21 protein-coding genes are annotated in these 23265 nt (G+C 66.2%); 7 read left to right on the top strand and 14 right to left on the bottom strand.

Features of this window, described 5'->3' with window-relative positions:
- Positions 1-15: 15 nt before the first annotated feature.
- A complete protein-coding gene (locus VN706_22615) occupies positions 16-792 on the bottom strand; it encodes an MBL fold metallo-hydrolase (protein HXT18438.1) in 777 nt (258 codons plus the stop codon).
- Between the two features lie 228 nt (positions 793-1020).
- Positions 1021-1701 carry a Crp/Fnr family transcriptional regulator gene (locus VN706_22610; GenBank protein ID HXT18437.1) on the bottom strand — a complete coding sequence of 227 codons (681 nt, stop codon included), beginning with the start codon at positions 1699-1701 and terminating at the stop codon, positions 1021-1023.
- Between the two features lie 283 nt (positions 1702-1984).
- Between VN706_22610 and VN706_22605 the strand changes: the two genes are divergently transcribed.
- Entirely contained in the window at positions 1985-2101 is a 117-nt protein-coding gene (locus VN706_22605; GenBank protein ID HXT18436.1) for a YtxH domain-containing protein, read from the top strand.
- Here the strand turns inward: VN706_22605 and can are convergent.
- The gene (can, locus tag VN706_22600) at positions 2098-2781 is read right to left on the bottom strand and encodes a carbonate dehydratase (GenBank protein ID HXT18435.1); all 684 of its coding nucleotides are present in this window, start codon (positions 2779-2781) and stop codon (positions 2098-2100) included. The genes VN706_22605 and can overlap by 4 nt on opposite strands.
- A 192-nt stretch (positions 2782-2973) precedes the next feature.
- On the opposite strand from can, the gene rpmE reads away from it, so the two are divergent.
- The 6 genes from rpmE to VN706_22570 all read left to right on the top strand — a co-directional run bounded on the left by rpmE (position 2974) and on the right by VN706_22570 (position 7947).
- Positions 2974-3234, top strand: a complete 261-nt coding sequence (gene rpmE, locus VN706_22595) for a 50S ribosomal protein L31 (protein HXT18434.1) — start codon at positions 2974-2976, stop codon at positions 3232-3234.
- Between the two features lie 12 nt (positions 3235-3246).
- Positions 3247-4317: a peptide chain release factor 1 gene (gene prfA / locus VN706_22590; GenBank protein ID HXT18433.1), complete on the top strand. Its 1071-nt coding sequence runs from the start codon at positions 3247-3249 to the stop codon at positions 4315-4317.
- Positions 4314-5207, top strand: a complete 894-nt coding sequence (gene prmC, locus VN706_22585) for a peptide chain release factor N(5)-glutamine methyltransferase (protein HXT18432.1) — start codon at positions 4314-4316, stop codon at positions 5205-5207. Before prfA ends, prmC begins: the two co-directional genes overlap by 4 nt.
- Positions 5208-5217: 10 nt before the next feature.
- Positions 5218-5571: a YlbF family regulator gene (locus VN706_22580; protein HXT18431.1), complete on the top strand. Its 354-nt coding sequence runs from the start codon at positions 5218-5220 to the stop codon at positions 5569-5571.
- An 11-nt stretch (positions 5572-5582) separates the two neighbouring features.
- The gene (gene tmk / locus VN706_22575) at positions 5583-6245 is read left to right on the top strand and encodes a dTMP kinase (protein ID HXT18430.1); all 663 of its coding nucleotides are present in this window, start codon (positions 5583-5585) and stop codon (positions 6243-6245) included.
- Between the two features lie 115 nt (positions 6246-6360).
- A complete protein-coding gene (locus tag VN706_22570) occupies positions 6361-7947 on the top strand; it encodes a S41 family peptidase (GenBank protein HXT18429.1) in 1587 nt (528 codons plus the stop codon).
- Positions 7948-7989: 42 nt separating this feature from the next.
- On the opposite strand, the gene VN706_22565 is transcribed toward VN706_22570, so the two are convergent.
- From VN706_22565 to VN706_22515, 11 genes are all read right to left on the bottom strand, one after another.
- Positions 7990-8664, bottom strand: coding sequence for an outer membrane lipoprotein carrier protein LolA (locus tag VN706_22565; GenBank protein HXT18428.1), 675 nt, complete (start codon positions 8662-8664; stop codon positions 7990-7992).
- A gap of 7 nt (positions 8665-8671) precedes the next feature.
- Positions 8672-9751, bottom strand: coding sequence for a 3-deoxy-7-phosphoheptulonate synthase (gene aroF / locus VN706_22560; GenBank protein HXT18427.1), 1080 nt, complete (start codon positions 9749-9751; stop codon positions 8672-8674).
- Positions 9751-10527 (bottom strand): MBL fold metallo-hydrolase, encoded by a 777-nt coding sequence (locus VN706_22555; protein HXT18426.1) that lies wholly within the window; start codon positions 10525-10527, stop codon positions 9751-9753. The genes aroF and VN706_22555 overlap by 1 nt, the downstream gene beginning before the upstream one ends.
- Before the next feature lie 3 nt (positions 10528-10530).
- Positions 10531-11601 (bottom strand): hypothetical protein, encoded by a 1071-nt coding sequence (locus VN706_22550; GenBank protein HXT18425.1) that lies wholly within the window; start codon positions 11599-11601, stop codon positions 10531-10533.
- Positions 11598-15107, bottom strand: a complete 3510-nt coding sequence (gene smc, locus VN706_22545; protein HXT18424.1) for a chromosome segregation protein SMC — start codon at positions 15105-15107, stop codon at positions 11598-11600. The genes VN706_22550 and smc overlap by 4 nt, the downstream gene beginning before the upstream one ends.
- A complete protein-coding gene (locus tag VN706_22540; GenBank protein ID HXT18423.1) occupies positions 15107-16456 on the bottom strand; it encodes a hypothetical protein in 1350 nt (449 codons plus the stop codon). Before VN706_22540 ends, smc begins: the two co-directional genes overlap by 1 nt.
- A complete protein-coding gene (locus tag VN706_22535; GenBank protein ID HXT18422.1) occupies positions 16453-17916 on the bottom strand; it encodes an SPOR domain-containing protein in 1464 nt (487 codons plus the stop codon). Before VN706_22535 ends, VN706_22540 begins: the two co-directional genes overlap by 4 nt.
- A 29-nt stretch (positions 17917-17945) precedes the next feature.
- Entirely contained in the window at positions 17946-20984 is a 3039-nt protein-coding gene (locus VN706_22530; protein HXT18421.1) for a hypothetical protein, read from the bottom strand.
- A gap of 80 nt (positions 20985-21064) precedes the next feature.
- The gene (rsfS, locus tag VN706_22525) at positions 21065-21421 is read right to left on the bottom strand and encodes a ribosome silencing factor (protein ID HXT18420.1); all 357 of its coding nucleotides are present in this window, start codon (positions 21419-21421) and stop codon (positions 21065-21067) included.
- 159 nt (positions 21422-21580) lie between these two features.
- Entirely contained in the window at positions 21581-22024 is a 444-nt protein-coding gene (rplI, locus tag VN706_22520) for a 50S ribosomal protein L9 (protein ID HXT18419.1), read from the bottom strand.
- An 84-nt stretch (positions 22025-22108) separates the two neighbouring features.
- Positions 22109-23254 (bottom strand): DUF2232 domain-containing protein, encoded by a 1146-nt coding sequence (locus tag VN706_22515; GenBank protein HXT18418.1) that lies wholly within the window; start codon positions 23252-23254, stop codon positions 22109-22111.
- Positions 23255-23265: the final 11 nt, after the last annotated feature.

Below are 23265 nucleotides of genomic sequence, written 5' to 3'. Positions count from 1 at the left end.
ACACTTTATAAAACACTAAACCACCAGCGTCATGCCTTCCGCGGCCGCGCGAACCCGCAGCGTGCCGCCACGGCTCTTCACGAGCGCACGAGCTGCCTCGAGGCAGCGATCCACCTCGTCGTCCGTGCGCTCCGGCCGATGGTGGAAGAGCACCAGCTCCTCCACCCCGGCATCGAGCGCGAGCGCCACCGCATCCTCGAACGTCGAGTGCCCCCACCCGCGATGACGCTCGTATTCTTCCGTCGTGTACGTCGCGTCGTGCACGAGCAGCGTCGCGCCCCGCACGAACCCGACCAGCCGGTCGCGCCAGTCCGCGCGCGACTTGTACGTCTCGTGCGCGGCCAGTTCGTTGTCCGAGATATAGACGAACGAACGGGCATTCGAATCACGATCGTGCAGCCCGGCGAAGCGGTATCCCAGCGCCCCGCCCGGATGCTGCACCGCGAACGCCGTCACCTCGTAGCCGTTCCCAACGCACCGCTCTTCAGCAATCTCGCGAAAATCAATCCTAGCGCTGAGCTCCTCGAACGACACCGGAAAAACGACCGGGGACATCTGATCCCGAATCACCCGATCGATGCTGGTCTCGAGCGCCTTCGAGCCCCAGATCGTGAAATGATTCCCCGCCTGAAAGATCGGCGCGAAGAACGGAATACCCTGGATGTGATCCCAATGCGCGTGGGTGAGAAAGATGTCCGCGGCGACGCTGCCGCGTCCGTCTCCGTTGCCCGTCGCCCCGCCCATCAGTGCGCGGCCGAGCTCTCGAATGCCAGTGCCCGCGTCCAGAATCACCAGCCAACCCGTGTCTGTTCTGACCTCCACGCACGGCGTGTTACCGCCGTACCGCACCGTCCCTGTGCCTGGAGTCGGGATCGAGCCCCGCGTTCCCCAGAACCGCAATCGCAAAGTCATATCAGCGCCTCAGCGCTAGGCGATAAGATTGGGGAATCGGTCAAAAAGGGCTAGGAAGGGTGTCACGAGCGCCGTGTGACGTTAGTCACCGGCGCCCGCGGACGCAGATCACACGCGTGCCTGCGCGCGCTGCTCCAACGCCGCGCGGTCGGACAACGTGATGCGCCGGCGCTCCACCGATACCCAGTTGGCATCCTGAAAGTCCTTCATCGCGCGCGACACGGTTTCGCGGCTCGCGCCGATCATCTGGGCGATGGTCTGGTGCGTCAGCGGCTTCTCGATCGTGTTCCCGCCCGCCTCCTCCGCGAGATCGAGCAGCAGCCGCGCAATGCGGCCCGGCACGTCGAGCAGCACGAGGCCGCCGATCTTTTCATCCGCGCGACGCAAGCGGCGCGACAGCTCGGTCAACAGCGACCACGCCACGGCCGGCGACGATTCGACCCGCTTTCTGAAATCCTCACGGCGCAGCACGAGGAGATGCGCATCCTCCATCGCGATCACGTGGGCGGAACGCGGCCGGTCGTCGATGAGCGCGAGCTCCCCGAAATGCTCGCTCACCCCGAGTACGCCGAGGATGACTTCGCGCCCATCCTCGCCGATGAGTACGACCTTCACGCGCCCCTGACGAACGACGAAGAGGGAATCGCCCGGGTCGTTCTCGAACAGAATCACGCTGCCGCGCGGATAGAACTTCTCGCGCGTCAGCTCGGCGAAACGTTCGAGCTCGACGCGATCGAGTCCGGAGAAGAGCGGGACCGTGGCGAGGAAGTCGGCGGTGGTTGTTTGCAAGATCGGACCGGATTGCGGGAAACGGACGGTGCCAGTGGCAGGCGGCGCCGGGCCGGGCAACCGAGCGACGAACAGCACGGAGCAGCACGAAACAGTCGGCGCGAAGTTAGTCCGGGCGTTCGATAGTGTCAAACCACGAATACACCTATGTTCATGATCGTGAAGCGTTTTGTGTGGCTCCTGGTGACGACCATCACATTCGCGCTGCCGAGCGTGGTCGGCGATCGGAGCCGCGAGTGGGAGCGTACTTGGCGGCTGGGCCACATATGAGTTCGTAAATGGCGTGTGCGACTCGCCGGGGTGTCACGCGACCCTAGGTGCGGTGTTGGGCGGCGCACTCGCCGGCGCATTGATCGGCGCGTTGGCGGGATTGTTCGCCGCCGGCATTCCATATCCCTAGCGCGTGATCGCGGGGCGCCGCTCCGGTTCGCCGCCGGCGGCCCGTACGCCGTTCAGCGCGGCTTTGTACGCGACCTCCACGCGCGACGCCGAGTCGGCACTGAAGCCGATGTCACGCAGCAACCCGTCGCGCAGTGAATAGACCCACGCGTGCACCGTGAGCGGTCGCCCGCGCGCCCACGCGTCCTGCACGATGGTGGTCTCGCAGATGTGCTGCGCCTGCTCGATCGCGTTGAGCTCGCACAGCCGGTCGGGGGCGGCCGTCTTGCCCGCGGCATCCACGAGCGCGCGATGCGACAGATACACATCGCGCACGTGCCGCAGCCAATTGTCGATCAACCCGAGCTTGTTGCCCTCGAGCGCCGCGCGTACGCCGCCGCAGCCGTAGTGGCCCACGACCATGATGTGCTTGACGTGCAGCACGTCGACGGCGAACTGCAGGACGGAAAGACAGTTGAGGTCTGTGTGCACGACGACGTTCGCGACGTTGCGATGCACGAACAGCTCGCCCGGGAGCAGATTGACGATTTCGTTCGCCGGAACCCGAGAATCCGAGCAGCCGATCCACAAATATTCCGGCGCCTGCTGCGCGGCCAGCTCGGCGAAAAAGCGCGGATGGTCCGCCACGACCTTGGAGGCCCAGCGGTGATTGTTGGCGAAGAGGTGTTCGAGGTCGGCCATGGGCGCAAGGTAATGCTCAGGATGACACAACGGCACTCTCAGTAACCCGTTGCGATCTTGTGTGTTACGCTCGAGCGGGGTATATTCCGAGGCTAGCACATAACCGGCAGCGTGCACGCTGGAGGTTGCGGTGACCCACTCTCGGGCGCCGTGCTCCACGGTTTCGCGCTCCACGAATCAATGAGGCTCGTCATGAAAGCCGACATCCATCCCGAATACGCCACGGCAACTGTGAAGTGCGCCTGCGGTAATACGTTCCAGACCCGTTCCACGCAGGCCGAGATTCACACGGACGTGTGCGCCGCGTGCCACCCGTTCTTCACGGGCAAGCAGCGCCTCATGGACACCGCCGGCCGTATCGAGCGCTTCCGTCAGAAGTTCGCCAAGCCGGAATCCAAGGGTGAGGCAAAAGCGACCGCGGCCACCGCGGCCACCGCGAACAGCGCGAGCTAAGGCAAGGATTCTCTGGCGCTCCGCGATCGTTTAGCGGCGGCGCTCGCCCGTGCCGACGAGGTCGAACGGGCGCTCGCCAATCCAGCCGGGCTCCGAGACGCAAAAGAATTTGCGGAGCTCGGCCGGGAGCACCGCCGGTTGACCCCGGTGGTCGAGATGGCCGCCCAACTCCAGAAGGCTGAAAACGAGCTCGTGCAGTCGCGCGAGCTCGTTTCCATTGACGACCCCGAGATGGCCGCCGAAGCACGCGCCGACGTCGCACGGCTCGAGGCCACGATCGCCGATCTCGAGGCGCGGCTGCTGCCTGCGCTCATTCCGCGCGATCCGCTGGACGACCGCAACGCCATCGTCGAGATCCGCGCCGGCACCGGCGGCGACGAAGCGGCGCTGTTCGCCGCGGATCTGCATCGCATGTATACGCGGTACATCGAGCGCCACGGCATGCGTATCGAGGTCATGTCGATGTCCGACGCGCCACTCGGCGGAATTAAAGAAGTAGTATTCAAGATTACTGGCGATACCCCGTTCGGCAATCTCCGCTGGGAGTCCGGCGTGCATCGCGTGCAGCGCGTGCCGGCCACCGAGGCGCAGGGGCGCATTCACACCTCCGCGGCAACGGTCGCCGTGCTGCCCGAGGCCGAAGAGGTCGACGTGAAGATCGAGGACAAGGATCTTCGCATCGACGTGTTTCGCTCGTCGGGACCGGGTGGCCAGAGCGTGAACACCACGGATTCGGCGGTGCGCATCACGCATCTTCCGACCGGGCTCGTGGTCAGCCAGCAGGATCAGAAATCCCAGCTTCAGAACAAGCTCAAGGCCATGGAAGTCCTGCGCGCGCGGCTGCTCGACATGCGCATCGCCGAGCAGGAGGCGGAACGCGCCCGCATGCGCAAGACGCAGGTGGGCACCGGCGATCGCTCGGCGAAGATTCGCACCTACAACTATCCGCAAAGCCGCGTCACGGATCATCGCATCGGCTGGACGACGCACGATCTGCAGGGCTTCGTCGACGGCAACATCGGTCCGGTGATCGAAGCGCTGCGTCTCGCCGACGTCGAGGAGCAGCTCGGAGGCACGGAATGACGGGCGAGCTGGTTCAGCAGCTCACGTCGGTTTCCGTGAGCCGGCTCGTCGACATGCTCGCGGGCGCGTTTCAGCGAGAAGGGATTGCCGAGCCGACGTCAGAGGCGCGCGAGATCGTCGCCGCGCTCTACGACGCGCCGCGTTTCTGGCCCATCGCGAACGGCGAGCTGCTGGTCGATCGCGAGACGTTCGACCGCGCCAGGCAAGCGATGGCGCGCCGCATTCAGGGCGCGCCGCTCGCGTACGCCGTCGGCCGCGCCGCATTTAGAAATCTCACATTGGACGTCGACGAGCGCGTGTTGATCCCGCGGCCCGAGACCGAGCAGATCGTCGATCTCGTGCTCGACGAGACGCGCGGTGAACACGGCGGCGTCGCAGTGGACGTCGGCGTCGGTTCGGGCGCGATCGCCATCGCGCTCGCCAGCGAAGGGACGTTCTCGCGCGTGTACGGCACCGACATCTCGCTCGACGCGCTCGCGGTCGCGAGACATAACGTCGAGCTGTGTGCCGCGGTGCGGCGCGCGCCGGTGGATCTCGTGCACGGGTCGCTCCTGGCGCCGCTGCTCGACGTCCGCGCGCGTGTCGTCGTTTCCAACCCGCCCTACATTGCACTGGGCGAGGCGGAAACACTGCCGGCGGCCGTGCGTGATTGGGAGCCGGCGGTCGCGCTGTTCAGCGGCGCGGACGGCATGACCGCGACGGCGCGACTCGTGCGCCAAGCCGCGGAGGTGCTGAGCCCGGGCGGCCTGATCGCGCTGGAAGTGGACGCGCGCCGCGCCTCGCTCGTCGCCGAGTTGGTCAGTCGCGAACGGCGGTTCCACAGAATTCGAGTCGAGCTGGATCTGTTTGGCCGCGAGCGTTTCGTGCTCGCGAGGCGTCAGGCGACCTGAGGAGAATGCGATGATCGAGGACAAGGCAAAGGAGCTCGGCCGCCTGATCGGCCAGAGCACCGAGTACAAGGAAGTGAAACGCTCCTCGGATGCGTTGAACGAGGACAAGGACACCGTGGCGCTGCTGCAGAAGATGGAGCAGCTTCGCGTCAACGCGCAGCGCATGCTGTCGCAGGGCCAGCGGCCGACCGAAGACATGGAGCGCGAGCTCGACACGCTGTTGTCACAGGTGCAGACCCGGACGTCGTACCAGCGCGTGCTGGCGGCGCAGGAAAACTTCGACAAGATCATGGGGAAAGTGAACGACTGGATCGTCGAAGGCATCGAGAAGGGCGCGGCCAGTCCGATCATCACGCTTGGGTGACGCGGCGCACCATGGCGCGCGGCCTCCTCGTGGTGCTCGAAGGGCCCGAAGGCGCGGGTAAGACCACGCAGCTCCGGCTGCTCGCCGAATGGCTCGGCGCGCACGGGCAGATGGTGGTGGCGCTGCGCGAGCCTGGGGGAACCGTCGTCGGCGACGAGATTCGCCGCATCCTGCTCGATCCCGCGTCGGACATCGTCCCCCGCAGCGAGGCGTTGTTGTTCATGGCATCGCGCGCTCAGCTGGTCGAGCGCGAGATCCGGCCGGTGCTCGACCAGGGCGCCATCGTGCTCATCGATCGGTTTTTTCTCGCGACGTACGCCTATCAGGGCATTGGACGCGGCCTGCCGGAAGACGAGCTGAGCGCCGCGAATGTTTTCGCGACGCAGCGGCTTCAGCCGGATCTCACGCTGCTGCTGATGCTGCCCGTCGAGCAAGGACTCGAGCGAGCGATCCAGCGCGGCGAGCGGGACCGCATGGAGCGCGCCGAGCTTGAATTTCACGAGCGTGTCGCCCATGCGTTCGACACGTTCGCCAAGCCCGAGTGGCAGCGCGCGCATCCCGAGTGTGGGCCGGTCGTGATCGTGGACGCCCGCGGAACCGAGGCGGAGGTTTTCGCGCGTTTGCGTGCGACGCTCGGCGAGCGCTGGCCCGATATTTTCCTTTTGAGCGAGTGACTCTTTGTGCGGAATTCCGAGCGAAGGTGCGAAGCGCCGCAGTGAGGAACAATCCTATTTTCTCGGCGGAATTCCGAGCGAAGGTGCGAAGCGCCGCAGTGAGGAACAATCTTTAATGAAATCGCGCGCGATCCTGGCCGTCGCGGTGTTGAGCACCGCGCTGGTCTCCGGTGGCTGGCTCGTCGAACGAGGCTTGATTGGCTCGGCGACCGGCGTGTCCGCGTCGCTGACCGGATCCGGCGACCGCGCGCACATGTTCGCCGAAGTCATGCAGCACGTCGCGCGCGACTACGTCGATACGTTGAGCGATTCGACGATCTACCGCGATGCGGCCGAGGGATTGATCGGGGAACTGGGCGATCCGCACAGCAACTACCTGCCGCCGAAGCTTGCCGCGTCGCTGTCCGAGCGCACGACCGGGCGGTACGCGGGTGTCGGCATTCAAGTCGACGCCCGCGACGGCTATGTGATCGTCGCCGCGCCGCTTCCGGGCGGACCGGCGCTTGCCGCCGGGATTCAGGCCGGCGATCGCATCACGGAAGTCGACGGCAAGGACCTCCGCGGCGCGCCGCTCGATGCCGCACAGAAAGCGCTGCGCGGCGAGCCGAATTCAGTCGTTCGCGTCACGATCGAGCGGCCGGGCGTTCCGACGCCGCTCAAGTTCGCACTCACGCGCAAGGAAATTCACGTGCGTTCCGTGCAGCACGCACAGCTGCTCGGCAACGGCGTGGGGTATGTCGCGCTGACGATCTTCAGCGAGGAGTCCGCCGCGGATCTTCGCCACGCGATCGATTCGCTGCGCGGTGCCGGCATGCAGACGCTGATCTTCGATCTGCGCGGCGACCCGGGCGGACTGCTCACGCAGGGCGTGGCCGTGAGCGACCTCTTTCTGAATCCCAATCAGCGCATCGTCTCGATTCGCGGCCGCACGCCGCAGGCGACGGCGACGTACGACGATCGTGAAGCGCAGCCGTGGCCGAGCATGCCGCTCGTGGTTCTCGTGGACAGCAATACCGCGAGCGCCGCGGAGATCGTCTCGGGCGCGCTCCAGGACCACGACCGCGCGGTGCTGCTCGGCACCACGACCTACGGGAAGGGGAGCGCGCAGAACGTGTTTCAGCTGGCGAACGGCGGCGCGGCGAAGCTGACGACCGCGCTGTGGTTCACGCCGTCGGGGCGAAGCATCAATCGTAAGCGTGATGCATCCGACGGGAGCGATGCCGACTCGAGCAGCAAGAAGCCGCCGACGTTCAAGACCGACGCGGGACGAACCGTGCTTGGCGGCGGTGGCATCACGCCCGACGTGATCGTCCCGATGACCCAGCCGAGCGCGGCGGACAGCGCGCTGCAGCGGGGGCTGGGCAAGCAGATTCCGAGCTTCCGCGACGCCGTCACCGAAGAGGCGTTGTCGCTCAAGACCTCGCACGCGGTGACGTCACCCGATTTTGTCGTGACGCCGGCCATGCGCGCGGCGCTTCGCGCGCGCATGAAGGCGCACGGCGTGACGCTCGACGACAAGACGTTCGAGACGGCCGCGCCGTTGATCGATCGCTTGCTGGGCTACGAGACTGCGCGCTACGCGTTCGGCGACGCGGCGGAGTATGCTCGCCGGGTTCGCGACGATCAAATGATCGCCCGCGCGGTGACGTTCGCGCGTGGGGCGAAGACCGAGCGGGAGTTGTTGGATCGGGCGAAGAAGTAAAACGTTGTCATCCTGACCCTGAGACATGCGCACGCGAGCGCTCTACTTCGTCTGATCGATCACCCGCGCGCCTTTCGGCACGCTGAACACGAACGCCTCGCGCGCCACGGGCTCGTTCACCTCGAGCGTCGTGAGCCGGACGTGCCGCGTGATCCCGCTCTGCTCCGTCGATTCAAATTCTCGAATAAATGAATCATCATCGTCGACCCAGACGGTCGCCCTGAGCACCGGCGACGACGCGCCCTGCTTCGCGACCAGCGCCAGGCCGTGCGCCGGATGGCCGCTCACGGTACGCGTGCCTGCCGCCGTGATGTCGTACTTCGACTTCGGCGCGTCGAGGAACTGGCCGGTGACGTCGATCGGCACCGACCCGCGATCCGTCGCCGCACGCTTGATCACCTGGCCCGGCGCCGTGCTCGGGAGGTACACCCAGAGGTACTTGCCGTCGGCCACGATCGCACCGGAATCGGGCCTGCTGAAGCGAATCGCCAGGCGGTTCGGCCGTTCCTGTGAGAAGTCACCGCGCGCCGTCGCGCTCGAGCCCGTGAGCGGGTTCGTCACGGTCTGCTCGAATGCCCCGCGAACGGTGTGGACCTTGGCCCACGCCCCGACCGCGCGGTCGAGGATTCCATCGACGGATTGAGCCGACTGGGCACACACCGGAGACGCGGCGATTCCACCAACCACCAACACGGCAACGAACGATGAAAGACGCATGATTCTCTTACACGCCGGCCTTGGCCGCCGTTCCGCGCGCGCTCGGCTGGCGGTTCGACGTGGGACCCGAAGACACCGAGCGGCCGATCGCGTTCGTGATCGCGCGAAGCTCGGCCACGAGACGAGCGAACTGATCCGGATACAACGACTGTCCGCCGTCCGAGAGCGCACGATCCGGATTGGGGTGCACTTCGACGATCACGCCGTCCGCGCCGGCCGCCACCGCCGCCCGCGCCATCGGAATCACCTTGTCGCGCAATCCGGTACCGTGGCTCGGATCGCCGATGATCGGCAGATGCGACAAGCGCTGCACGAGCGGAATGGCCGTGAGATCGAACAGGTTGCGCGTGAGATTGTCGAAGCTCCGAATGCCGCGCTCGCACAACACCACCTGGCCGTTGCCCTCGGCCAGGATGTACTCGGCGCTCATTAAGAGATCTGTAATAGTCGCCGCCATGCCGCGCTTGAGGAGCACTGGCTTGCCGATGCGGCCCACGGCGCGGAGCAGAGAATAGTTCTGCATGTTGCGCGCGCCGATCTGCAGCATGTCCGCGTACTCGGCGACGAGATGCGCCCCTTCTTCGTCGAGCGCTTCGGTGACGACCGGCAACCCGGTTTCCGCGCGCGCGGTCGCGAGAAACTCGAGCCCTTTCTTGCCGAGTCCCTGAAACGAATACGGGGATGAGCGCGGCTTGAACGCGCCGCCGCGCAGCGCCGAGGCTCCCGCGTCGCGGACCTGCTTCGCGGCCGTCACGATCTGCTCCTCGGACTCGACGGAGCACGGGCCCGCGACGATGACGATGTCCTGTCCGCCGAACGACACGCCGGGCGCGATCGTGACGACCGTATTCGCTTCCTTCCACTCGCGCGAGACCTGCTTGTACGGCTTGCTGACGTGAATGACTTCGGCCACGCCGGCGAGCGATTCGATGCGCGAGCCGTCGACGCGGCCGTCGTTGCCGACGAGGCCCACGGTCGTACGCGTTTCGCCCGGCATCGGCCGCGCTTCGTAGCCCATTTCCCTTATCGTTTCGACGACGCGATCGATCTGTTCCTGCGTCGCGTGATTCTGCATCACCACCAGCATTACTCGTCCTCGAGATCAGCGAAGTCCATGTGCCAGCCGTCGCGCGCCAGCGTGACGGGTCCCGCGTATCGCGCGCCGACGATGGTGTGAACGTCCACGTGTTCCACCGGCGGGTAAAAGTGCGTCAGCGCGAGATGCCCCGGCTCGGCCGCCGCCGCGAGCTCGCCGCATTGCTCCGGCGTGAGGTGCTCCGGGATCTGCATTGCGCTCGGCAGCGAGCATTCGGCGACCAGAAGGTCGCACCCGTGCGCCCATTCGGCGAGCAGCGGCGACGGTCCCGTGTCCCCCGTAAAGACGATTCGCCGCCGGCCGCGTTCCATGGAATATGCCACACTCTCCGGCGTGTGTGGAACTGGGTGGCACCGAAGGCGCAGCCCCTCGGGCAGCTCGAACACGTCGGCGGGTGTGATTTCCCGGACCGTGAGGGGGAATCCCGGGTTCACGAGCCAGTCGCCGTACGCGCCGGCCAGCCGCTCGAGAAGCGATTGTGTGCCGACCGGGCCGATGATTTCGAGCGGCGCCGTGCGCGGCGGCAAAAAGCCGTACTTCCACGCGAAGACCAGCGTTGGCAGATCGCCGTGGTGATCGATATGAAAATGCGTAATGGCCACGTGCGTGATCGTTTGCCACGCCGGTCCACGTTCGGCCAGGCGCCGTGTGATGCCCGATCCGCAGTCGATCAACAGGCGAACGGCGCTTGTCTCGAGCAAGTAGCCGGCACAACTCCGCTCGGGCGTGAGGGACACGGTCCCCGTGCCGAGGGTCGTGAAGCGCACGGATCAGCGTCCGGTGAAGACGATCTTGTGCGTGACGCGCTTGCCGTCGGCCTCGAACACGGCGAAGTACAATCCCGACGGAACGGGGCGCCCCTGCTCGTCGAGTCCGTCCCAGCTGAAGTTCGCGTCGCACCCGCCGACGTCGGTTGCTGCCGGCCGGCCATAGGCACCGGAGTCCAGCACCGCGGCCACTTTCGCGCTCGGTATGATCCGCTTCACCTGGCGCAGTCGCGCGTCATACAGGGTCAAACGCACCGCGGTGCGATGCTGCAAGTCGAACCAGAAGCACGTCTGGTTCGAGCGTTGGCCTCGTCCGAATGGATTCGGAAAATTGTTGAAGAAGATCGTTGCCGTCGGGCAATCCTCCGTCTGAATGACGAAGGTGCCGATACTCGTCGCGACGACCGAGTCCACGCCGGTGCTGTTCTCGGGGTGTGCGCCCACGCTCCATCGGTACGACGTGCATGCGTCGAGCGGCACGTCGACGACGAATGACGTGTTGTGAAGCTCGCCCTTGCGATAGACCACGCTGTCGTGCGCGACGCTCATGACCGTCAGCGTATATCGCCACAAACCGGGCGGCAGCGTGATTTCCGGGCTGTTCCACTCGAAGCGCGGCGTGCGCGAGAAGAGCAGGTTCGTGGGCTGGTTGGCCGTCACCAGCGTCAGCCACGTCACGACAGGGCGCGAGAACGTCGTTTCAGCGCGCACGGCGCCGAATTTATCCAGCAGGCGCGCGCGAAAGAACACACGGCGATTCTGCGGCAACAGCGAATCGACGTGAAACTGCCCCGACAGATTCTGCGTCGAGCCCACGAAGAGCGGAGATCCGAACTGCGGATCGAGCGACAGCGTGAGCTGGACGGACGACGGCTGCACCTCCGCCGGTACGGGCGTTGCGATCAGCGACATCGCCGGTGCCGGGCTGATGCTGTCGCCCGCGCCGGCGATCGCGGGCACGCTCAAGTGCACGGAACCGTTGTCCTGCGCGGCCAGCGGGCGTCCGCCGATCGCGAGCAGACTGGCGCAGAGCCACGCGACCGGAACGATCGCCCGACCGCACACGACGATCATACCGTCGCGGCGACTGCGTCCTCGTCGACCGGCGCGGCGCCGCGCATCCGCACGCTGACGAGCGACGAGACACCCGGCTCCTGCATGGTCACGCCGTACACCGCGTCCGCGGCTTCCGTGCTGGTGCGCGGATTGTGCGTGATGACGATGAACTGCGTCCGCGACTTGAACTGCGTGAGCATGCGGACGAAGCGGCCGACGTTCGCGTCGTCGAGCGGAGCGTCCACTTCGTCGAGCAGACAGAACGGACTGGGCTTCGTGAGGAAGATGCCGAACAGCAGCGACAGCGCCACGAGCGCACGCTCGCCGCTCGAGAGCAGGTTGATGCGCTGCGTGCGCTTGCCGCGCGGCGACGCATGGATCTCGATGTCGCAGTCGAGCGGCGCGTCGGGGTTCTCCAGACGAAGGTCGCATTCGCCGCCGCCGAACAGCGACATGAAGATCTGGCGGAAGTTCTCGCGCACCTGCGTAAATGTCGCCAGGAAGAGCTCGCGGGCCGTGCTGTCGATCTCGCGAATCGCCTGCTGGAGGGACGCCTTCGCCTCGGCCAGGTCGGCGCGCTGAGAGGTGAGAAAATCTTGTCTCTTTTGCGTTTCCTCATGTTCTTCGATCGCGAGCACGTTCACGGGACCCAGGCGCTCGAGCTCCTGACGGAGCGACTCGGCCTCGGTGCGCAATCCGTCGTCATCGAGCTCCACGTCGACCGCTTCGTTGAGCATGTCGTCGAGCGGGCGGCGCCATTCGGTCTCCAGGCGCTCGCGAATCGCCGCGCGCCGTCCGCCGAGCTCCGTGTGCCGCAGCTCGGCGTGATGCAGCTCGTCGCTGTGACCCTGCAGCCGGCGCCGAGACTCGTCGAGCGCATGCTCGGCGTTCGTCAGCGCGTCGTCCGCCGTTCTTACCGCCGCTTCCGCGAGCTCGAGCCGCGCCTCGCCGTCGGCGAGCGTCGCCTCGCGCGTTTCGAGATCGAGCTGCCAGTTCGCCATCTGCTCGGCGAGCGCCGAATCGGAGTGCGAGAGCTCGGACAACTCGGCGCGCAGCGCATGGAGTCGCGCCGAGGCGGATTGATGCTCCTCGGACAACCGTCGAACGCGATCGTGTGCGACCTGCACGCGCGCCTGGGCCTGCGCTTCCTCGACCTGCGCCGCGGTGCGCGCTTCGCGCGCTTCCTCGTGCGCGCGTTCGGCGACGCTGAGTTGCTCGCGCGCCTGCGCGACCGCGTCGTTGCGTTCCGTCAATGATTCGCCGAGCGTGCGACTTTCCTCATCGAGACGCGTGAGCTGTTCGGTCAATGCGTCGCGGCGTGCGCCGAGGCGCGCGCTGAGTGCATCGGCGTCGTTCACCTCTCGCTCGGCGCGCTGGCGCCGGCGCTCGAGCTCACCGTGCTGCTCGGCGGCGCGGCGTGCGTCGACCTGCGCTGCTTCCAACGCGCCTGACGCCTCGAGCACGCGACGTTCTGATTCCTGCACCGCGGCGCGCAGCGCGTCGGCCGCGACCATTGCTTGCTGGCGCGCCTGCTCGGTGGCAGTGAGCTCCGAGCGCAACGCAAACAGCTCGGCGCGACGGCGAAGCGGACCAGGACCGGCAATGCTGCCGGGCAGCCAGACCGCGCCGCGTGCATCGACGAATGCGGCTCCGCCATCGACGGCCTGCGCATGCCCGAGCAGCGCGCGGACCCATGCGCGCCCCGGACCTTGTGCATCGACGTTGTGAGAAAGCGCGTCGGGCAGCACCTCGCCGACCTGCGCGTCGGAGAGTGCGTCGAGGGGAAGCAGCAGCAGGGGACCGGGGTTGGCGGTGTTATGCCACTCGCGCACTGCCTGTGCGACTTCGCGATCGCGCACGAGCACCGCGTGCACGGTCGCGCCAAGGAAGCGTTCTACGAGTAGTGCCGACGCCTGATCGGCGCTGATGAAATCGGACAGCGGTCCGAGAATGGCGCCTTCGCCGAATTGCTCGCGCTCGCGAAGCAGGCGTGCCGCCGCGGGTGCGAGACCGACGCGCTCGCGCTCGAGTGCATCGAGCGCGTTGACCTTTCCCTGAAGCGACGTGTGTGCTTCGTCTGCCCGGAACAGCTCGGCGCGCGCGGCCGATTCACGTTCGCGCGTGTCGCGGTCCTCGACGCGCGCCACCTCGAGCGCTTCGGCGAGCTGGGTCGCCTGCACGCGCGCGGCTTCGACGGCGACCGCCGCTTCCTCGAGCTCGCGATGCACGGTGTTCAGCGCGTCGACGAGCTGCGCGCGCTCTTCGCCGAGCTGCTCCAGGCGCTGCGCGAGCTCTTCGCTCTCGTGTCGCGCGCGCTCACGATCGATCTCGACGCGCCGGGCGCGGTCCTGCAGCTCGCGCTGGCGGCGTTCCGCGTCCTCGAGCGCGCCGCGCACCTGCGTGACGTTGTGGCGCGACTCCTCTTCCTCACGCTGGCGCACGGCCAGCGATTCGCGCGCGACGCGCAGTTGCTCTTCGTTGTCCGCCTGCTCGTTGGCAGCCTGCTCACGGTCGCTGGATATCCGTTCACCGTACGCTTCGCCTTCGGTGGCCTCGAGCTCCGCGCGCTGGCGGCGAGCCATCGCGTTGCGCTGGCGTTCTTCGGCCACGGCCATCTCACCGCGAATCTGTTGCACGTGCTCGCGCTGCGTGGAGACGAGGCGCAGCAATTCCGTGCGCTGCGCTTCGCTCGCCGCACGATTGCCATGGGCGGAGTCCCGCGCCTGTTCGGCGAGGCCCACCGCTTCTTCGACTTGCGGGAGCGCGTCGCGCAGCTCGCGCACGCGCGCGTCGAGACGCCGGAGCTCGTCGTGCCACGCGACCATCTCGCGCTTGGCCAGCGCGATCTCGATCGTGAAGCGGCGCGCCGTGAGCTCGGAATATCGCTCGGCGCGTTTGCGTTGGCGCGCCAGCGAGCGCACCTGACTCTGCACTTCCGCAATGAGATCGTCGAGCCGCTGCAGATCGACGGTGGTCTCCTCGAGGCGGCGTTCCGTCGTGCGGCGGCGATCGCGATACAGACCAACGCCCGCGGCTTCCTCGAACAACTCGCGGCGATCGTCGGGACGGTCGGAGAGCAGCGCATCGATCATCTTGCTCTCGATGACGACGCCCGTGCCCGCGCCCAGCCCCGTGCCGCGCAGCAAATCCGAGATGTCGCGCAGCCGGCACGCCGCGCGATTGAGGAAATACTCACTTTCGCCCGACCGCGACAAACGCCTCGTGATCACGACTTCCTGAAACGCGACCGGCAGCGTGCCGTCTTCGTTGGAGAAGTGCAGCGAGACTTCGGCCACGTTCACCGCGCGCCGCGCCGACGAGCCTTGGAAGATCACCTCTTCCATCTTCGCGCCGCGCATCAACCGCGCGCGCTGCTCGCCGAGTACCCAGCGCACCGCGTCGGAGACGTTGGACTTGCCGCAGCCGTTCGGACCGACGATGGCCGTGACGCCCGGGTTGAACAGCATGTCGGTGCTGTCCGCGAACGACTTGAAGCCCTGCATCTCCAGCTTGGTCAGCCGCACTAGAACATTCTCCCTTTGCGATACACGAGTTTCGGCGTGATTCCCGACGCCCGCAGTGATTCGGCGTACAATGAAGCTTGATCCGTCGTCTCGAACGCGCCCGCCAGGAGCCAGGCCGAGCCGTCGTCCTGGCGCAGTGCGTAGACGGGAATTCCATGATCGGCGTGGGCCGCGAGCATGCCCGGCACCGCCGCCGCGGTCACTACTTCGATCAGGAACGCGAACGGCAACCGCACCACACTGCCGCTGCCGGGTTCCACGATCTTCCGCTGGCGCAACACCGCAAGCAGCGAATCCGCGCTCCCGCGATTGATGAACGCTCCGCCGACCACCTTGAACCACCGCGATCCCTGAATGAGGACCGGCGAAAACGTCGCGGCCGGCAGATTCTTGCCGTTTTCCTGCAGCTTCAAGATAGCGCCTGCCTCGGTGTTCGCGATGCTCAACTCGACGGCGAATGCGGCTGCCGTCGCGGAATCTGCCGGATCGGAAATCGCCGGCGTCGCGACCACGGCACCGACCGGCACAGTGTCGCGCAGCGAGTCGCGTGCGGAATCGGCTGTCAGACTGTCGCGGCCAAGCCCGGCGACGGTCTTTGCTCGCGAGGTATCGGGCTTCTGCGGGACTGCGGTATGTCCACGCGTCATCACCGAGATTGGCCGCGTCGCCAGCCAGAACGCGACGAACGCCAGCGCAAGGGTAAGCAGCACGCCGCCGCCCGCGGCGAACCGCTGCCGGCGCGTCCATCGACGCTCCACCGGTGGAACGGCGACCGACTCTTCCTCGGCAGCCGCATCGGCTTTCGGCTCGCGTACCGATCCAATCACGTTCGCCACCGGCAGCTTGCGCGGTACCGCTTCGCCCACGAGCACCGCGCCATCGGTGGCGGCTACCAGATCCTCGATGTGCGGCGCGCTCGCCGGCGCGGCGAGCACCAGCAGCGCGCCGACCTCGCGGAAGCCGGCGGTCAGCCGGTGCCAGCGCGGATTGGGAAGTATCTCCTCGTAGGTCGGCGGCTCCGTGCCACTCGGCATCACGTATAATTCGCCGGCGTCGCGAACCTCGTGCGCGATCTTGCTCAGCGACACGCCATAGAGAAAGCTGTCGACGAGTCCGTGCGGATCGTCCGTCTCCACGAGCTCCTGAATCGGCGGCGATTCAGCGAAGAGATCGCCGACCGCCACGCGGCGCTTCGTTGCCTGCGCGCGACCGACGCCCACCGCAACGCGCCCCGTCGTCACCGGATCGGTTCCGATCACGACGATCGCGCAATATTCACCGAGCGTTTCACCGAGCGCGAAGCCCGCCGCCTCCCAATCGAACGCGCGGCGCATCGATGGAAACGTCACGGCGTCCCCACCACGACGACGTAGCTCTGTCCCGATGCTTTGCCGATGCGCTCCGCTTCGTCGCGTGTTGGATAGGGGCCGAGGATGACGTTGTACACCGCGGTGCCGCCGGCCATGCCGGCGACGACGCGCGCGGTCTGTCCATTGATCGTGATTTTCGCGGCCGCCTCGCGCGCGCGCGTTTCATCGAGCAGTGCGGCGAACGACACGGAGAATCCAAGCTTCGTTGAATCGAGTCGCGCGGGCGGCGGCGCGGCATGCACGACCGTGGTCGTCTCCGCCGTCGGCGAGCCGACGTGCGTCGTATCACTGTCCCCCGGCAGCTTCACGGGCTGGTCCAATGCCGCTGCACGCGGGCGAAGCCCGTTCCACGTGAATGGATACCAGAACTCTGATGCCCCTCCCGCAAGGGTGCGCGTGGTCGCGCTCGAACCGCCCGTGATGACGAGATTCTGATTGACGACCCCGGCAATCGCGCCGTCGATCGACACGAACGGTGCGTCGCCTCGCCACTCGGACGCGACCGTGCGAACGATCTGATTCGTGCCAATGGCGAGCACCCACACCGAATCGCCTTTTGCGGGACGCACGAGCACGTAGCGCCCGAACGCGTCGACGCGAAGATCGCGCGCCTGACCCGGAAGCTCGGGCCGCGCCTCGATGCGATCCTGAAAGCTGTCGATGACGTACAGCGTAGTCGACGAATCGGTCAGCACGTAGAATCGATCGCCACTCGGTGTCGTCGCGACGGCGCGAATCGGATGGTCGAACTCGATGCGCCGGCCGAGCGCCAGCGTGCGGGCGCGCAAGCCGATCAATGCATGATCGGCGGTCGTGAAATAAATGCGATCGCCCAACGGAGCGCCGACGCCCGAAAGGACCTCGGGAATCAAGACACTGTCGGTGATGCGCGTCTCGGGTGGATGGATGCGCCACACCCGCGTCGACGCGCCGCGGCCGCCAAGAATCAGCACGGTGCCGTTCGTCTGGGGAAAGACGGCGCGCGCCGGAAGCCGCGGTTTGAACGTCCAGTTCCCCGACGGCGTGAAGCGAGCAACCGCGCCGTCGGCGCCGACGCCGTAAATCGTCGAGCCATCCACTGAAATCAGGCCGCGCAGCGGTTTCCGCGAGCCGATCGTGACCGCGCCGACATTCAAATCGATCCAGAATGGAAGCTGGCGCGAATCCACCGCCGCGATGAGTCCGGCGTCCTGGTCAAAGGCCAGCACACGCTCGATGGCCGGCGCGGCGTCGGTGGCGGTCCACACCGTTGAATCGATCCGCGGGTACGCGACGACCGTGGGCACGCCGCCGCTTCGCTTCACGCGCAGCACGAGCGCGTCCGGCCCCCGCGCGGGCGACACGGACGCGTTGCGCGGGGGCGGGGGATTCGACTGCTCATCGCCCCGACACGCGAGGATCAGAATCGTTGCGATCGCGAACGCGAGAAGGCGGCGCACGCGATGAAATTAAGCGGTGAGGTCCCTGGTCAGAACGACGGCCAGAGCGACCAGGTCCAGACGCCCTTGTGCCCCTGCTGATCGACGGGGACGGCGTAATCCCAGCGCAGGATGGCGTAATTGAAGAGGTTGACCCGAATCCCCGCGCCGTAGCTGCGGAGCGGGTACCGCTGCGTGTTCACGTCATAGCCCTCGGGCCGAGAGCCGTAGACGGTCTGGCCAGCCGACCAGGCGAGGCCCGCGTCGTAGAAAAACAGGCCATCCACGGGCGGTAAGTCGAACGGCAGAAAGCCGAGCTCGAGGCGCCGAACGAGGGGAAAGCGCGCCTCGACGTTCGCCACGGCGACTCGGCTGCCAAGCAATTGGACCGCGCTGCAATTGGTGGGATTGGCGCCGATCACCGGGCACGCGAGATAGAAGGTGCTGTTGCGATCGTATCCGCGCACGAAATCCGGCCGCGCGATGTACTTCGGAAACGCTTCCTCGTCTCGCCCGATCGACAGGTCGGTGTAGAGGCGCGACGCGATCGTCAGATAGTTGAAGATGACGGGATCGTATCGGCGATAGTCGACGAGGTATTCCTTCCATTGATACGTGCCCGCGACCGGCGTGAGCTGCACGCGAAAGCGTCGGCCCATCACTGGTCCCGTGTAGCCGAAGAGCGTGTTGTCGGAGACGAGCGCGATCTGCCCGTCGATGTAGTTGAGCGAGGGATCGCGATGCGTGCTGTCGACGGAATAGCCCGTCGCCGCCGTTCCACCGACGAGGTTTCGCGTGACGAACAACCGGCTGCGATCGATGTTGTTGAATCCCGCGCCGAACTCGATGCGGGTGAATCGGTCGATCGGGTACGCGGTGACGCCGAACGCCTGGCGCGCGACGTACGTCGTGATCTGCTGATTCTCGAGCGAGCGGCCGGTCGCACCGGTGCTCGAGAGCGAGTCGGACGACAGGAAGTAGTAGGGAGTCTGCGACAAGCCGGTGGAGAATTGCCAGCGATGCGCGATGTTCGTGTAGCCAAGGAACGCGCGCGCCTCGCTCATGCGCCCGTTGATCTCCCCGGCGATCGCCAGATGGTTGTTGCCGAGCATGTCGCTCATCACGAGCGTTGTGCCGCCGAAGATCGTCCGGCCGAACGCATCCGGTGAATACGCGATACTCGGCCGCGCCGAGAAGTCGGGTTGGAAGCGCACGTGATACGGCGCGGTGCGGAACCTGGTCGTGTCGGGAAGACCGAGGCTGAACGAATCGAGCAGCGCGACGATCGACACGGCCTTGGACGCGCTGTCGCTTCCGGTCTGCACGACGGTCGCCGGCCGATCCTGGTACGGCAGGCGCTTCAGCGCGCGCGGGTTGTTGACGCTCCAGATGGTGTATTCGCCGTCATCGAAGTACGTGAAGGCGAGACGGTCGGCCTGCCTCGCCCACGTGATCGCCGGACTGTACTCGGTCAGCGCCGAGACGGCGCCGACGACGTTCGTGAGCTGGAAGTGCTCGTGCGTCGGGAGGTCGTACAGGAAGATGTTCGGCGAGCCGGATCGGTCGGACACGTACGCGATCGACTTGCCGTCGGGCGCCCACTGCGGATTGAGATTGAGGCCGCTCTGCCCGGGGAGCACGCTGACGATTCCGGAGGCAAGGTCGAGCAGCGCGATGCGCCAGGGCTTGAAGCGGAGCAGGGCGAGGTTGGCGCTGTCGCGGTCCGTCGCGAACGCGATCGTGCGGCCGTCCGGCGACCACTGGGGCTGCAGCTCGCCGAATCGGTCGTCGGTGAGCTTGCGCAGCCCCGTGCCATTAGTATTTACTATATAAAGATCTGTAATTCCGCCGTGATTGCCGCTGAAGACGAGCTGCTTTCCGTCCGGCGACCAGCTCGGGCTCGTCGCCGACTCCAGCCCCAGCTTGTCGAGGCGGCGCACTTCCTTCCGCGACGCGACGTCGAAGATGTACAGCACGTCGCGGCCGCGCTGTTGCGCCGTGAAGGCGAGGTAACGGCCGTCCGGCGAAAACGCGCTCTGCGCGTAGAGCAGCCGCAGCTCCTCGAAGTCGCGACTGAACGTGCTCTTGACCAGCCGGCCCTGGCGCTGGCCGTTCTCGCCATCGGCCAGCCACAGATCGATGAATATTTCGCCGCGCCGCACGCTGCCGTTCGACAGGAACGCGATCGTGCGTCCATCGCTCGAGAGCGTCGGCGCCAGAAACACGTCGCCGCCGCTCCGCTCCTTGTTCAACAGCGGCTGCGCGAACTTGCGCGGCCGGTCGAGCGTCGCCACTGCGGGCAACAAGCGTGTCTGCACGTCTTCGCGCCATTCTTCGCCAAGATCCTCGAGCGTGATGCCGAGCTCGCGCCGGAACGCGCGCTCGACTCCGACCGCCGGCACGGAGCTCATGATCTGGCCGATGACCTCGTCGCCCCATTTCTGGCCGATGAACGTCCAGAGCGAGTGGCCGTAGCGATACGGGAAGTACTTGTCCGGATCGTCGGTCAGCTCCTTGATCGTCGGAATGCGGCCGTTGAGCGCCGCGTCCCTCATCCACGACGTCGTCACCGTGCTGTTCGGACCGAGCGACAGATACTCCGCCATCCCCTCGGCGAACCAGAGCGGCGGCATGTACTGCGCGAGCGCCTGCAGCCCGTTGCCCGCCTTGCCGTGCGCGAAGATGTCGTATTGGAATGCGTGCACCATCTCGTGCGTGAGCACGTGCTCGAAGCTCTTGTAGTCGCCGGTGAAGTTGAGGAGCATGCGATGGCGCATGGCCTCGGTCACTCCACTCGTGGCCTCGCCGAGATCGCCGGTGACGTTGTTCTGCCCGAAATCGGTGCGCGACGAGAAGAGCATGATCGGTTTCTTCTCGCGAAACTGATGGTCCAGCACGCGCGACAGGCGCGCGTACGCGCGCTCGGCGAGACGCGCCGCGTCGTTGACTGCGCGCGCCTCATCCGGATAGTAGTAAATCTGAAAGTGTTCGGTCTCGAGAATCTGCCAATGAAACGTGTCGTACTGGACTTGATTCTGGCCGAAGTAATTCTGGGCCGCGATGGCCGATGGGCGCTGGGCGATGGGCAAAACCAGTATGCCGATGAGCACTGCTCGCCAGACGCTGGCCGAGACGATCCGCCCAGCGCCCTGCGCCCAACGCCCAACGCCTAGATCGGAATCTGTTCCGCGTCGGCCCACAGCCGCTCGAGCTGATAGAAGTTGCGCAAGGTCGGATGGAACACGTGCACCACGAAATCAACGAAGTCGAGCAGCACCCACCGGCCCTTTTCCAACCCTTCGATGTGATGCGCGGGCGACCCTTCCTTCTTCATCTCCTCCAACACGTGCTCACCAATGGATCGGGTCGCCGTGTCCGACGTGCCGCTGGCTATGATGAAGAAGTCCGTCATGTCGGTGACGCCGCGCAGATCGAGCAGCACCACGTCCTGCGCCTTGTTGTCGATCGCGATCTGAGCCGCGCGCTGCGCGAGTGCCAGCGAGTTGGTCGTTGGAGTCGATGTCATGAAGTGTGTTGGGGTGCTCGTTGGTTCCTCTAGTAGGATAACCGCTGTGCTGGGGTTGGTAAGAGTCTGGAGCGGCCGGTCGTAGTACCCCCCAAATACGGAAACGGCGACACCGAAGTGCCGCCGTTTCCGTTTCTCGGTACCGCGTCGGGCCGGTTCTTACTGCTTAATCACCCAAACACGCACTTCCGGCTTCACATCCGCATGCAGGCGGACCGGCACGCGATACACGCCGAGCGCCTTGATCGGCTCGTGCAGGTCGATCTGCCGTTTCTCGATGTGGAAGCCCTGCGCCTCGAGCTGCTGCGCAACGTCCGCCGCCGTGACGGAGCCGAACAGTTTCCCCTCTTCGCCCACGCGCGCCGAGAAGGTCAGCGAGACCTGCTCCAGCTTTTCGGCGATGCCGCTCGCCGCCTGACGACGCTCGTTCTCGGCGGCTTCGAGGCGGTCGCGCTCCTGCTGAATGCGCTTGAGATTGCCGGCCGTCGCTTCGTACGCGAGACCGTGCGGGAGCAGATAGTTGCGAGCGTAGCCCGACTTCACTTTCACGACGTCGCCCGGCTTGCCGAGATTCTCGATCGCCTGGCGGAGAATGATTTCCATGGTGAACCCCAAACACTGAGTTAAAGGTATTCCGAGCGGTGGTGCGAGCGGCGCGAAGCGCCGCAGCGAAGAACTTTGTCCGGATTAGAGAGGACTAGAGCGCGCACGCCCGCGCCAGTCGGCCCAGGTGTCGCCTAACCCAAGTGCCAACGCCGCGACGCCAAGCATCAGGAATCCGAGCAACGCGGCGACGTTGACGATGGGCGCGAAGAGCAATGCGAATCCGATGATGGCCGCCCAGCGCAGCCGTCCGGGTTTGGAGAACCAGGACAACACACCCAGGCCGCGCACGGCGTACAGCGCACCGAAAAACACGAGCAGATTCCGACCCGCACCGCTCAGCGCGGTAAGCGTCGGCAGCAGCATGATCGTGAGACCCACGATGAGGCCCCACACCAGCTGATCGTTGAAACGAAATTCGCGCAGCGGACGAAGCGGCGGACCAAGCCGCGCCCGCCCGAGACGATGATACGTTGCCCACGCCATCGCCATCGCCGCCAGCGATTGCAGCGCGAGCAACGCCGGAAAGACCGCGAGGCCGGCCTTGCTCAGCAGTGTCAGGGCCTGCTCGGTCTCCGCCGGCAGCGACGCGAACTGCGGCACCGCCGTCGTGAACTGCTGCCATTCCTTCGGGTGGCCCGCGATGAACTGATTCATCACGTCCATCGTCTCGCGATTGCGCCGTGCGAATTCTCCCGCGATGATCGTGGCCGCCTGCGACAGCGTCACCGGTCCGATCAAACTCATGACCATCGCCAGCGCCAACGTCACGCCGAGCGCGACGAGTGCTCGCGGAAACAGCGGCCGCTGGGTCCCGAACAAGCAGACGAGTCCGAACGCCCCGGCGAGCAGCAAGCTCCAACCGCGCGCGAGATTGTAGAACGGATCCGTTGCCGCCGGCGACGGCGCCGTGACCAGCACGGCAATCGCGACCCAAGCAATCGCGAGAAACGCGCGCCCTCCCGCCCACCAACCCACGAGCGCACACGCGGCGACGGCCGGCACGAACAGCGTCATCGTCTGTTCGAGCGGCAGCAACGCCCGCATCTGCGGGATCGTGGGGATGAATAGAAACGCCGCGATCGCGATGAGGAGCTTTCCCCATCCGCGCTCCGCCGGCGCCGACACCACGGGAGCGTTCGGCACGGGCGGCACGGGTGACGCCGGCGGCACGGGAGGTACCGTCGGGGTCGGCGTATCGGGCGGCGGTGCGATGCCTGGGTCAGTCATGCTGCGTATCG

It is taken from the genome of Gemmatimonadaceae bacterium, from assembly GCA_035606695.1.
Classification (GTDB): Bacteria; Gemmatimonadota; Gemmatimonadetes; order Gemmatimonadales; family Gemmatimonadaceae; genus JAQBQB01.
This window is presented reverse-complemented; position numbering and strand designations above follow the sequence as displayed.